14 protein-coding genes and 1 tRNA gene are annotated in these 11,115 nt (G+C 60.1%); 12 read left to right on the top strand and 3 right to left on the bottom strand.

Annotated features, from left to right (window positions below):
* The first annotated feature begins 93 nt into the window (after nt 1–93).
* Nucleotides 94–966 (top strand): pyridoxal kinase PdxY, encoded by an 873-nt coding sequence (gene pdxY, locus KX729_RS23990; protein WP_025602988.1) that lies wholly within the window; start codon nt 94–96, stop codon nt 964–966.
* A gap of 68 nt (nt 967–1,034) precedes the next feature.
* A complete protein-coding gene (locus KX729_RS23985; RefSeq protein ID WP_219745007.1) occupies nt 1,035–1,709 on the top strand; it encodes a carbonic anhydrase in 675 nt (224 codons plus the stop codon).
* Nucleotides 1,710–1,827: 118 nt separating this feature from the next.
* Here KX729_RS23985 and KX729_RS23980 read toward each other — a convergent pair whose 3' ends face one another.
* Nucleotides 1,828–2,220 (bottom strand): hypothetical protein, encoded by a 393-nt coding sequence (locus tag KX729_RS23980; RefSeq protein WP_219745006.1) that lies wholly within the window; start codon nt 2,218–2,220, stop codon nt 1,828–1,830.
* Between the two features lie 138 nt (nt 2,221–2,358).
* Nucleotides 2,359–2,448: transfer RNA gene (locus tag KX729_RS23975), tRNA-Ser, on the bottom strand.
* A 315-nt stretch (nt 2,449–2,763) separates the two neighbouring features.
* Between KX729_RS23975 and rplU the strand changes: the two genes are divergently transcribed.
* The 4 genes from rplU (at nt 2,764) to KX729_RS23955 (ending at nt 4,738) form a co-directional block, all read left to right on the top strand.
* Complete coding sequence (gene rplU / locus KX729_RS23970; protein WP_025602984.1) at nt 2,764–3,075, top strand: 50S ribosomal protein L21; 312 nt, start codon at nt 2,764–2,766, stop codon at nt 3,073–3,075.
* A gap of 31 nt (nt 3,076–3,106) precedes the next feature.
* On the top strand, nt 3,107–3,376 hold the full coding sequence (gene rpmA, locus KX729_RS23965) for a 50S ribosomal protein L27 (RefSeq protein WP_025602981.1): 270 nt from the start codon (nt 3,107–3,109) through the stop codon (nt 3,374–3,376).
* Nucleotides 3,377–3,506: 130 nt separating this feature from the next.
* Nucleotides 3,507–4,154: a GNAT family N-acetyltransferase gene (locus KX729_RS23960; protein ID WP_025602979.1), complete on the top strand. Its 648-nt coding sequence runs from the start codon at nt 3,507–3,509 to the stop codon at nt 4,152–4,154.
* Complete coding sequence (locus tag KX729_RS23955) at nt 4,151–4,738, top strand: GNAT family N-acetyltransferase (RefSeq protein ID WP_219745005.1); 588 nt, start codon at nt 4,151–4,153, stop codon at nt 4,736–4,738. The genes KX729_RS23960 and KX729_RS23955 overlap by 4 nt, the downstream gene beginning before the upstream one ends.
* Nucleotides 4,739–4,779: 41 nt before the next feature.
* Here the strand turns inward: KX729_RS23955 and KX729_RS23950 are convergent, their stop codons facing one another.
* The gene (locus KX729_RS23950; protein ID WP_219745004.1) at nt 4,780–5,646 is read right to left on the bottom strand and encodes an endonuclease/exonuclease/phosphatase family protein; all 867 of its coding nucleotides are present in this window, start codon (nt 5,644–5,646) and stop codon (nt 4,780–4,782) included.
* Nucleotides 5,647–5,744: 98 nt separating this feature from the next.
* Between KX729_RS23950 and obgE the strand changes: the two genes are divergently transcribed.
* From obgE to rlmH, 6 genes are all read left to right on the top strand, one after another.
* On the top strand, nt 5,745–6,806 hold the full coding sequence (gene obgE / locus KX729_RS23945) for a GTPase ObgE (RefSeq protein ID WP_219745099.1): 1,062 nt from the start codon (nt 5,745–5,747) through the stop codon (nt 6,804–6,806).
* Entirely contained in the window at nt 6,803–7,981 is a 1,179-nt protein-coding gene (gene proB / locus KX729_RS23940; RefSeq protein WP_219745003.1) for a glutamate 5-kinase, read from the top strand. The genes obgE and proB overlap by 4 nt, the downstream gene beginning before the upstream one ends.
* Entirely contained in the window at nt 7,974–9,272 is a 1,299-nt protein-coding gene (locus KX729_RS23935; RefSeq protein ID WP_219745002.1) for a glutamate-5-semialdehyde dehydrogenase, read from the top strand. The genes proB and KX729_RS23935 overlap by 8 nt, the downstream gene beginning before the upstream one ends.
* Nucleotides 9,273–9,322: 50 nt before the next feature.
* Entirely contained in the window at nt 9,323–9,919 is a 597-nt protein-coding gene (locus KX729_RS23930; RefSeq protein ID WP_219745098.1) for a nicotinate-nucleotide adenylyltransferase, read from the top strand.
* Between the two features lie 149 nt (nt 9,920–10,068).
* A complete protein-coding gene (gene rsfS / locus KX729_RS23925) occupies nt 10,069–10,500 on the top strand; it encodes a ribosome silencing factor (protein ID WP_219745001.1) in 432 nt (143 codons plus the stop codon).
* Nucleotides 10,501–10,609: 109 nt separating this feature from the next.
* The gene (gene rlmH, locus KX729_RS23920; protein WP_219745000.1) at nt 10,610–11,092 is read left to right on the top strand and encodes a 23S rRNA (pseudouridine(1915)-N(3))-methyltransferase RlmH; all 483 of its coding nucleotides are present in this window, start codon (nt 10,610–10,612) and stop codon (nt 11,090–11,092) included.
* The last annotated feature ends 23 nt before the right edge of the window (nt 11,093–11,115 follow it).

The raw sequence follows: 11,115 nt of genomic DNA, 5'->3' as shown, positions 1-11,115 counted from the left end.
GCGGCTAAAGACGTCGCATTAGTCTGCAACGCGTTGTTGACATAGAGTGACGAAAAAACCATCAACAGAGCCACCGAAGCCGGAATTCATACCATGCAGGATACTAGCCGCGCCGTCATCGTCATTTCCAGCCATGTCGTGCGTGGTTCGGTGGGCAACAGGGCGGCGGTCTTCGCGCTCGAGACGCTCGGTTTTCCGGTCTGGGCGATGCCGACCGTCGTGCTGCCCTGGCATCCCGGTCATGGGCCCTCCACCCGGCTGACATTTCCCGAATCAGATTTCGACAAGGCTATCGACGATCTCATCCGCGCGCCATGGCTGGGCGAAGTGAAGGCCGTGCTGACCGGCTATTTCGGCAATGCCGCGCAGATACGTTCCGTGGCGCGGCTCATCCGCGCGCTGAAAGAGAAAAATCCCGACCTTCTCTACGTCTGCGACCCGGTCATGGGCGATCTCGGCGGGCTTTATATACCCCAGCCGACGGCGGAGGCGATCCGCGACGAGCTCATCCCGCTGGCGACGATCGCGACGCCGAACCGCTATGAACTTGCCTGGCTTTCCGGCGCGCCGCTCGACAGCAACAATGCGATCATGGAGGCGGCGGTGGCGCTCGGGCCGCCGCGCATTCTGGTCACCTCCGCCGTGCCGATGATGTCCGGCGGCACCGGCAATCTCTATCTCACCGGCAAACATGCACTGCTTGCCGAACACCGGCTGATCGACAACCCGCCGAACGGGCTCGGCGATCTGATGGGCGCGCTGTTCCTCGGCCGGCTGCTTTCGGGCATGGACGACGAAAAAGCGCTGCAAATGGCGACCGCCAGCGTGTTTGAAATCCTTGCCCGCACCGCCAAGCGCGGCGGGGACGAGCTGACGCTGGAAACCGATGCTTCCAGCCTCTCTTCACCGATGGCGATGGTGCAGATGCGCCACCTCACACATCCCTTGAGCCGGACGAAGCGTTAAGGCCTCGCATTTCGCAACCGCACAATGACCGTTGATTCTCGTCGGGCGGCGCTATAATCGTTTCAGCCATGACGGACTTTCCAGACAGACTGCTGGCGGGCTACCGCAGCTTCATGAGCGGCCGCTACGCCGACGAGCGCGAACGCTACCGTGTGCTTGCCGACACGGGGCAGAAGCCTCACACGCTTCTGATTGCCTGTTGCGATTCCCGCGCAGCACCTGAAACCATTTTCGACTGCGGCCCGGGAGAACTCTTCGTGGTGCGCAACGTCGCCAACATGGTGCCGCGCTACGAGCCGGACGGCCAGTTCCATGGCACCTCGGCGGCAATCGAATATGCTGTGCAGGTACTCGAGATCGACAATATCATCGTCATGGGCCACGGCCGCTGCGGCGGTATCCAAGCAGCCCTCGACCCGACGATGCAGCCGCTATCGCCCGGCGATTTCATCGGCCGCTGGATGGCCCTGGTCAGGCCCGCCGCCGAGCAGATCCAGAGCAACGACCTGATGACCCAGGCGGAGCGCCAGACCGCGCTGGAGCGCGTCTCGATCCGCAACTCGATCGTCAACCTGCAGACTTTTCCTTTTGTGCAAAAGCGCAGCGAAAAGGGCGAACTGCGCGTGCATGGCGCTTGGTTCGATATTTCGACCGGTGAATTGTGGGTGATGAACGAAAAGGGCGATTTCGTCAGGCCGGATCTGGATGAGCCGATGGCTGAAGGCGAACAGGCTTTGGCCTAAAGCCTTTTATTTCAGACAGGTTGTGCGAAGTGCCAATTCCTGTCCTGGCAATCTGAATGTGCTTTTTTCGAGAGCATCAACCTGGCCACTAGGTCATGCGAATGTGTCTTGATCTCAATTAAATCGGCGCAGGCTCGTAGTTCGGGCACTTCAGTTCGGAAAGCCTGCCCTGATTCATGCGCGCTTCGATGACCCATCGATCGGGCTTGCCGGTCGACCAATATATATGGTCGCCTTCTTTTCGATCCGGATTACCAAAGTAAAAATGCAGCATCGCTTCGGTCTCGCCCGGCTGGACATCATTGCAAGGAATTGCTGTCGAAACCCACGGGCCGCCGCAATCGCCCTTATCGAAACAGGATCGCGGATAGCAGATCGATACAGCACTACCCCAGTGGCCGTTGGTTATACCACATCCAGCCTCAGTATTTGCGTCGAATAGATTGTAACCGATGATGCCAACCGCCAAAGCTGCTGCAAGAAGACAGGTCCTGATGACATACTTCGGCATGATATATTTCCACAAAATATGGCTTTGCGCTTTCCAAGCCGGAAGTTACTTAAATCGTTAGGAGATTCAATCTGTCAAATCAGTTTCGACAAGGCCAGCCGACTGATTTCGTTGAGTTCTGAAAGCTATCAAAATAAATGGCGGAGAGGGTGGGATTCGAACCCACGATACGGTTGCCCGTATGCCGCATTTCGAGTGCGGTGCTTTCGACCACTCAGCCACCTCTCCGCTTCGCTGGTCGGCGCAATGTGATGCGCGGCGTCCTCATAGCGGGCAAAGACGGGGCTGGCAAGGGGCGAAATGGAAGTCTTGTCATCCTTTTGTCTTGACAGTTTTTTGTCCGTCACGTATCCGAGCACGCGATCAGGTGTGGAAAAGTGTTCCCGCCTTTTTGTTTGTGTGAAGGCGACCAAGCTTTCCCGCAGATTTCACCGGCAGACAAGTTTCAAAAAGTCCTCTTTTTGCATCCCCTGCTCAAGTCCGACTGAGAAAAAGACGGCCCTTCTTCGGAAGAGAGCCGGAACGAACATGAAAGGATAAAAAATGTTCGCAGTCATCAAGACCGGCGGTAAGCAGTACCGCGTGGCCGCCAACGACGTGCTCACCATCGAAAAGCTGGAAGCCGAAGCTGGTGCAGTGATCGAATTCAACGAAGTCCTGGTCGTCGGCGTTGGTGCCGATGCCAAGATCGGCGCCCCGTTTGTTTCGGGTGCGACGGTCAAGGCTGAAGTTGTCGAGCATAACCGTGGTGCGAAGGTCATTTCCTTCAAGAAGCGTCGTCGTCAGAATTCCAAGCGGATTCGCGGCCATCGCCAGCATCACACGGTCGTCCGTATCACGGACATTCTCGGCTAATCAGGGTTTCGAAGGGTAAAGGAGAACTCCAATGGCACATAAAAAAGCTGGCGGTTCGTCGCGTAACGGTCGCGATTCCAATTCCAAGCGTCTCGGCGTGAAGAAGTTCGGTGGCGAAGTCGTCATTCCGGGCAACATCATTGTGCGTCAGCGCGGCACGCAGTGGCATCCGGGCGCCAATGTCGGCATCGGCAAGGACCACACCATTTTTGCACTTACCGACGGCAACGTGAATTACCGTACGAAGGCCAATGGCCGAGTATACGTGTCCGTAATGCCGAAAGCCGAAGCAGCAGAATAAAGCCGGTAAGCGTACTTTAGCAGCCGGTGTCACATCGACCCGGCTGAACGCCAACACGGTTCAGTCAGAAAAAGGGAAGATGGGACACCACCATCTTCCCTTTTTCTTTTCCCCAACAGGAGGACTGAACATGCAAGGCGAACTATTGAGGGCGAGCCAATCCCGGCCGCCAGAAGAACGGTCCCAGGACCGGCTACGGCCCGACCGGTCGAGAAGCGATTGCCCCGTCTTATTGTCGCAGAGATTAGTTCTCCGCGCTCCCCATGAAGAAGACATCGACGCACTTGCCCATCTCGCCAACAATGCGAATATCGCGACCATGGTGTCGCGTATGCCGCATCCCTACACGGCAAAAGACGCAGCGGATTTTGTACGACGTACAAATATCGGCGAGATCGGCAAATGCGTCTACGCCATTACCCGAGGTGACAACGGCGCGTTTCTCGGCTGCTGCGCGCTGGAGCCCCAGGCCGACGAGCGGACGCTCGAAATCGGTTACTGGCTCGGCGAGCGATATTGGAACAAGGGTTATGCCACGGAAGCGGCGCATGCGCTGATCGACATGGCGTTCCGCACCCGCAACAATATCGACCACATCGATGCCCGGTGCCGGGTGACCAACATCGCGTCGCGGCGGGTGATCCAGAAATGCGGCTTCCAGTTCCAGGGCACCGGCATGATCGATTGCCTGGCGCTTGGCGGCATGGTCGCGGTCGAGTGGTTCCGGCTCGACCGGAAGACCTGGATATCGTTGAGAAGCTGGGGAGAAATGCGATGAACGCCGCAGTTCTCCAGAAGGCCTCTACGCGTGAAAACGTACCTGGCCCTTGCCCGGTCATCACCACGAAGCGGCTGGTGCTGCGGCCCCACAAGCTTTCGGATGCGTCGGCGATCGCCGAATCTCTCGGCGATTTCAAGGTTGCGCGCATGCTTGCAAGGGTGCCGCAGCCCTACGATCTGCAGGATGGGCTGGACTGGCTGGTAACGCAGGCTTCCGGTCTTTTGCCCGACTGGACGCTGGCGATCACCACTGGCGACGATGTCCATATCGGCATGGTCGGGCTTGAGATGCGCGGCGCCCGGTGGCGGCTCGGCTATTGGCTGAACCGTCTCTATTGGGACCGCGGCTACATGACGGAAGCGGTTGCCGGCACGCTGGAGCGGTTCTTCCGGCGCATGCCGGACACCGAGATCTATTCCGGCGCGTTTGCCGATAACCTTGGGTCGCTCAACATCCAGAAGAAGCTCGGCTTCCGCATTGTCGATGCCAACGAGATCTTCAGCCTGTCGCGCAACCGCATGGTGCCGCATATCGAAACCATGCTTCTGCCCGAGGATTTTCGCACTCCGGGCCGACCGTGACGACAACAACGAGAGCTGGCGGAGACAACTCCGCCGGTTCCTCACACGACCTCGACCCAGAGCGGAAAATGGTCGGAGCCCAGGGCGTCGTTGTCGATCCAGGCGTCTTTCACCCGCGCCGCCAGACCGAAGCTGACGAAACAATGATCGAGATGCATCTTCATCATGCCGGCGCCGCCGGGGGGCTCGGCCCAGGTGTAGCTTTCGGGCAAGAGTTTCCCGAGACGATCCAGCACGTCGACCGGCTGGTTCGGGCGAAGCGCGCGGCCGTAAAAACGGTCGTTGTGGCCGACCATGGCGATATATTCCGGCGAACCCGGCTCCATGTTGAAATCGCCCATCAGCACGAAATCATCCGGCAGCGGCGGATCCGTCAGCCCCTGGCCGGCGGCACCGGTCAGCGCACCGCCTTCGGCAACGAAATTGACGATGCGCTCTTTCAGGAACGCGATCTGGGCGATCCGTTCGTCCGGGGAAATATGGTCGAGATGGGTGGAATAGATACGCAACGGCCCGTCGGGTGTGGCGATCACGGCTTCGAGCGCACTGCGTTGCAGATTGAGCTCGTTAATGGTGCGGCTGCGCGGCAGGAGAAGATGACGGGTGGCGAGGATCGGCCAGCGCGACAGGATCATATTGCCGAACTGGAGCCGGGTTTCGACGCGTTTTCCGTCCTTGACCGCCACGCCGAGAAGCACGTCGCAGGGCGCGCCGTAGACGTTGAAATGATCGGGAAAAAGAGCCGCAAAACGGTCGACGAGATCGATGTGACCATTTTTGGGGTAACCGCGCGTCACTTCCTGAAAAGCGATGATATCGGCGTCCCGGACCTCGCCGGCGATGCGTTCGGGATCGAACCGGCCGTCCATGCCGACCCCGTATTGGACGTTATAACTAACGAACTTCATGATATTCTTTGACCTTGGCCCTAAGCGGCTATATCGAAACCTACCGGATGCCCATAGGAACGCAGGCGTCCCATCAACACAAGACCGACGGCACCAAGATGAAATTTCTCGACGAGGCAAAAGTCTACATCCGCTCCGGCGACGGTGGCGCGGGCGCGGTCTCGTTCCGGCGCGAAAAGTTCGTCGAATTCGGTGGACCGGATGGCGGTGACGGCGGGCGCGGCGGCGACGTTTGGGTGGAGGCCGTCAACGGTCTCAACACGCTGATCGACTTCCGTTTCCAGCAGCATTTCAAGGCGCAGATCGGCGTGCATGGCATGGGCCGCAACCGCACCGGCGCCAATGGCGACAGCGTGACGCTGAAAGTGCCGGTCGGCACGCAGATCTTCGAGGAAGACAACGAAACCCTGATCATCGACATGACCAAGGAGGGCCAGACGTTCCGGCTCGCCAAGGGCGGTAATGGCGGTTTCGGCAACACCCATTTCAAGGGCCCGTCCAACCAGGCGCCGAACTGGGCCAATCCAGGCCTCGAAGGCGAGGAAAAGACTGTCTGGCTTCGGCTGAAGCTGATCGCCGATGCCGGTCTCGTCGGTCTGCCGAATGCCGGCAAGTCGACCTTCCTGGCGGCGGTCACCCGCGCGCGGCCGAAGATCGCCAACTACCCGTTCACGACGCTGCATCCGAACCTCGGCGTTGCAACGATCGACGGGCGTGAATTCGTGCTGGCCGATATTCCGGGCCTGATCGAAGGCGCCCATGAGGGCGTCGGCATCGGCGATCGGTTCCTCGGCCATGTGGAGCGCACCCGCGTGCTGCTGCATCTGGTTTCGGCAGTCGAGGAAAAGGTCGGCAAGGCCTACAAGACTGTGAAGACCGAGCTGGAGGCCTATGGCGGCGGCCTGACCGACAAGCAGGAAATCGTCGCGCTGTCGCAGATCGACATTCTCGACGAGAAGGAACTGAAGAAGAAGGCCAAGGAGCTTGAAAAGGCCTGCGGTCAGAAGCCTTATCTCATCTCTGCCGTCGTCGGCACCGGCATGATCGATGTTCAGCGCGCCCTGCGCGACGTCATCGTCGAAGCGAGCGTCGGCGGAGACACCGCCCTGCCGGATCGCTCGGTGCCGGTCGGTGATGTCGAAGACGGGGATGATGAATGAGCGTCAGCCGTAAGTCGCTTGCCAGCCATCGCCGCATCGTCATCAAGATCGGCTCCGCACTTCTCGTCGATCGCAAGACCGGCCTGAAGTCGCAATGGCTCGACGCGATTTGCGCTGACATTTCGGCTCTGAAAGCCAAGGGCATCGACGTTCTCGTCGTATCCTCGGGTGCAATCGCCATGGGGCGTACCGTGCTCGATCTGCCGTCCGGTGCGCTGAAGCTCGAGGAAAGCCAGGCTGCCGCCGCGGTCGGCCAGATTGCGCTGGCCCGCGCCTGGTCGGAAAGCCTGTCGCGGGACGGCATCGTGGCGGGGCAGATCCTGCTGACGCTTGGCGATACGGAAGAGCGGCGGCGTTATCTCAACGCGCGCGCCACCATCAATCAACTGCTCAAGATCGGCGCCGTGCCGATCATCAATGAGAACGACACCGTCGCGACCACCGAAATTCGCTATGGCGACAACGACCGGCTGGCGGCGCGCGTCGCGACGATGACCAGCGCCGACCTTCTCGTGCTGCTGTCCGATATCGACGGTCTTTACACGGCGCCGCCACATCTCGATCCCGAAGCAAAATTCCTGGAAATCATTCCGGCGATCACCCCGGAAATCGAGGCCATGGCCGGCGGGGCTGCTTCCGAACTGTCGCGCGGCGGAATGCGCACCAAGATCGATGCGGGCAAGATTGCGACCGGTGCCGGCTGCGCGATGATCATCGCGTCGGGCAAGACGGATCACCCGTTGCGAGCGGTCGAGCAGGGGGCGCGGTCTTCCTGGTTTGCGCCGTCCGGCACGCCGGTGACCGCACGAAAAACCTGGATTGCCGGGCAGTTGCAGCCGGCGGGCGAGCTATATGTCGATGCGGGCGCGGAAAATGCGTTGGGTGGCGGCAAGAGCCTGCTTCCAGCTGGCGTTCGCCGTATCGACGGCAATTTCCATCGCGGCGATACGGTTGCGATCATCGGTGTCGATGACCGAGAGATCGCCCGTGGGCTGGTGAGCTACGATGCCGACGAAGCGCGGCAGATCACCGGGCGGAAATCCGGCGAGATCGAAGCGATCCTCGGTTATGCCGGCCGAGCGGCCATGGTGCATCGTGACGATCTCGTCATGACCGGGCCGGAGCGTCGCAGGGCCCAAAAGGAAGACCGCAAGGAGGATGCCGCCCATGCTTGATAAGGTTGCCCTCGATCGGGATAACGTTGCGGGTGATGTCGCGGCGGTGATGGACGGACTCGGCCGCAATGCCAAGGCGGCCGGCCACGTGCTGGCAACGGCCTCCACCGAAGCGAAGAATGCCGCGCTGAACGGCATGGCGGATGCAATCCTTGCGGCTCAGGACGAAATCCTGGCCGCAAATGCCGCGGACCTGAAAAATATTGAAGGCAAGGGTCTGCTGCCATCCTTCATCGACCGGCTGACGCTGACCGAAAAGTCGATCGCCGGCATGGCTGAGGCGCTGCGCGAGATTGCCGAATTCAAGGATCCGGTCGGCGAAGTGATCGCCGAATGGGATAGGCCGAACGGCCTGCATATCGAGCGCGCCCGTACGCCGCTCGGCGTGATCGGCGTGATCTACGAGAGCCGCCCGAACGTGACGGCCGATGCCGGAGCACTCTGCCTCAAGGCCGGCAATGCGGTAATCCTGCGCGGCGGCTCCGATTCGGCCTATTCATCGAAGGCTATCCATGATTGCCTCGTAGCCGGTTTGAGGGTCGCCGGACTTCCAGAGCATGCGATCCAGATCGTGCCGACCACCGACCGGGCAGCTGTCGGCGCCATGCTGTCGGGGTTGAACGGCGCGATCGACGTGATCGTGCCGCGCGGTGGCAAGAGCCTTGTCGCGCGAGTACAGAACGAGGCGCGGGTGCCGGTTTTCGCCCATCTCGAAGGCCTCTGCCACATCTATGTGGATGCGTCCGCCGATCTCGACATGGCGAAGAAGATCGTCGTCAATGCCAAGATGCGCCGCACCGGCGTCTGCGGCGCCGCCGAGACGCTGCTGATCGACCGCGCTGCGGCAAACACGCATCTGAAGCCGATCCTGGAAGCGCTTGCCGATACCGGCTGCGAAGTTCGGGGTTCTGCCGAAGTGATGATGACGTTTCCTGCTTCGAAGCAGGCGACCGAAGAGGACTGGCGCACCGAATATCTCGATGCCGTGATTTCCGTCACGATCGTCGATGGGATTTCAGGCGCGATCGAGCACATCAACACCTATTCCTCCAATCACACGGAGGCGGTGATTGCCGAAGATCCCGCCGTCGTCGCGCGGTTCTTCAACGAACTCGACTCGGCGATCCTGCTGCACAATGCCTCGACGCAGTTCGCCGATGGCGGAGAGTTCGGCATGGGTGGCGAGATCGGCATTTCGACCGGCAAGATGCATGCGCGCGGACCGGTCGGCGTCGAGCAGCTCACCTCGTTCAAATACCGGGTGCGCGGCACCGGTCAGGTTCGACCTTAAAAAGCCCAAGGCCTGACGTGGAAGAAAAGCTCGATCAGCGATATCTCGGCATGCCGCATGTGGAACGCGGCATGGCTGTGGGCCTGTTCGGCGGATCGTTCAATCCGCCGCATGAAGGCCATCTTCTGGTCGCCGAGATTGCGCTGCGCCGTCTTGGCCTTGACCAAATGTGGTGGATGGTGACGCCGGGCAATCCGTTGAAGAGCCGCTCCGAACTGGCTTCGCTTCCGGACCGGATCGCCATGAGCGAGAAGCTGATCCATGATCCGCGCATAAAGGTGACCGCGTTTGAGAAGACACTCGGCGGTTCCTATACGGCCGATACGCTGGCGCATGTGAAGGCTCGCAACCCGCATGTGCATTTCGTCTGGGTAATGGGCGCCGACAGTTTGAAGACGTTTCATCTCTGGCAGAAATGGCAGGAGATCGCTGCGACTTTTCCGATCGCCGTGATCGACCGGCCGGGCTCTACCCTGTCCTTCCTGTCGTCGAAGATGGCGCGCACCTTCGATTATGCCCGCGTCGACGAGGACGATGCCGGCACCTTGTGGAAACGGCCGGCGCCTGCCTGGACTTTCATCCATGGTCCGCGTTCGGCGCTCAGCTCCACGGCAATTCGCGCAATCAACGGCAAGAAGACGCCGTGAGCATCTCAAAATGACACTCAAATGAAGTTTTACCGGCCGCCATCACCTTTTGCGCGTCCGACTTGAAAGATTAACCATTCGATGCCACCTTCATGACAGCGGCCGACTCTCTATCGGATTCGCTGATCGTGCATGTTGCTGTTATATGGATGAAAGGACCTACCCTGCCAACAGTACACGCCAAGGGGAAGACGTTTACCGTTCTCCCGCAGAGCCAGGAACGTGGCGCCGATGCCGCCGCCCGTGCTCTCGAACTGGTCCTCGCAAGCCTCGAGGACTCCAAAGCAGAAGATATCGTCACCATCAACATCGCCGGCAAATCCGCCCTCGGGGACTATATGGTCGTCGTGTCCGGGCGTTCGAGCCGACATGTCGTGGCAATCTGCGATCACCTGATTACCGACCTAAAGGACGAAGGCCTGGGAACGGCCCGCGTCGAAGGTCAGGAAACCGGTGATTGGGTGCTGATTGACACCGGTGACATCATCATCCATGTGTTCCGCCCTGAAATCCGCGAGTTCTACAACATCGAAAAGATGTGGGCCGCTCCGGATATCGAGGAAGGTACGCTGCTGCATTGACAGGTTTAGGCATGGCCTGAACCCGTCGGCACAGGTTGAAGTTCTGGGGCCGGGCGCAATGCTCGCTGCCCGATTCAGGATTTCGGCCGCAAATTTAACGGATCAGGACATGCGTATAAGCCTTTTTGCGGTGGGACGGTTAAAGGCCGGCCCGGAAAAGGACCTTGCGTCCCGTTATCTCGACCGCTTCGCCAAGGCAGGCCCCGCCATAGGGCTTGAATTGGCCAAGGTGATCGAGGTGCAGGAAAGCCGTGCCTCGAACGCCGAGACGCGCAAGCGCGAGGAAGCCGGCGCGCTTGAAAAGGCATTGCCGGAAGGCGCGATCCTCATCCTGCTCGACGAGCGCGGCAAGGCGCTCGACAGCGAAGCATTCGCCGATGTCTTCGGCCGCTATCGCGACAACGGCAAGCGTGAGCTAATGCTGGCGATCGGTGGGGCCGACGGGCTGGACCCGGATTTGCGCTCGCGTGCCGACATGGTGCTCAATCTCGGCTCGATGACCTGGCCGCACCAGCTGGTGCGCATCCTGATCGCCGAACAGCTTTATCGCGCCGTCACTATTCTTTCCGGCCATCCCTACCACAGGGTTTAAGGGATCGTTTACTTTCAAACACG

This window comes from Neorhizobium populisoli (assembly GCF_019430945.1).
In the GTDB taxonomy this organism is placed as follows: domain Bacteria; phylum Pseudomonadota; class Alphaproteobacteria; order Rhizobiales; family Rhizobiaceae; genus Neorhizobium; species Neorhizobium populisoli.
This window is presented reverse-complemented; position numbering and strand designations above follow the sequence as displayed.

Bases quoted from the DNA above. Each gene is read 5' to 3' on its own strand.
- pdxY (WP_025602988.1), top strand. From the start codon at position 94: ATGCAGGATACTAGCCGCGCCGTCATCGTCATTTCCAGCCATGTCGTG.
- KX729_RS23955 (WP_219745005.1), top strand. From the start codon at position 4,151: ATGAACGCCGCAGTTCTCCAGAAGGCCTCTACGCGTGAAAACGTACCT.
- KX729_RS23960 (WP_025602979.1), top strand. From the start codon at position 3,507: ATGCAAGGCGAACTATTGAGGGCGAGCCAATCCCGGCCGCCAGAAGAA.
- KX729_RS23980 (WP_219745006.1), bottom strand. From the start codon at position 2,220: ATGCCGAAGTATGTCATCAGGACCTGTCTTCTTGCAGCAGCTTTGGCG.
- rlmH (WP_219745000.1), top strand. From the start codon at position 10,610: ATGCGTATAAGCCTTTTTGCGGTGGGACGGTTAAAGGCCGGCCCGGAA.
- KX729_RS23985 (WP_219745007.1), top strand. From the start codon at position 1,035: ATGACGGACTTTCCAGACAGACTGCTGGCGGGCTACCGCAGCTTCATG.
- KX729_RS23930 (WP_219745098.1), top strand. From the start codon at position 9,323: ATGCCGCATGTGGAACGCGGCATGGCTGTGGGCCTGTTCGGCGGATCG.
- rsfS (WP_219745001.1), top strand. From the start codon at position 10,069: ATGAAAGGACCTACCCTGCCAACAGTACACGCCAAGGGGAAGACGTTT.
- proB (WP_219745003.1), top strand. From the start codon at position 6,803: ATGAGCGTCAGCCGTAAGTCGCTTGCCAGCCATCGCCGCATCGTCATC.
- rpmA (WP_025602981.1), top strand. From the start codon at position 3,107: ATGGCACATAAAAAAGCTGGCGGTTCGTCGCGTAACGGTCGCGATTCC.
- KX729_RS23935 (WP_219745002.1), top strand. From the start codon at position 7,974: ATGCTTGATAAGGTTGCCCTCGATCGGGATAACGTTGCGGGTGATGTC.
- rplU (WP_025602984.1), top strand. From the start codon at position 2,764: ATGTTCGCAGTCATCAAGACCGGCGGTAAGCAGTACCGCGTGGCCGCC.
- KX729_RS23950 (WP_219745004.1), bottom strand. From the start codon at position 5,646: ATGAAGTTCGTTAGTTATAACGTCCAATACGGGGTCGGCATGGACGGC.
- obgE (WP_219745099.1), top strand. From the start codon at position 5,745: ATGAAATTTCTCGACGAGGCAAAAGTCTACATCCGCTCCGGCGACGGT.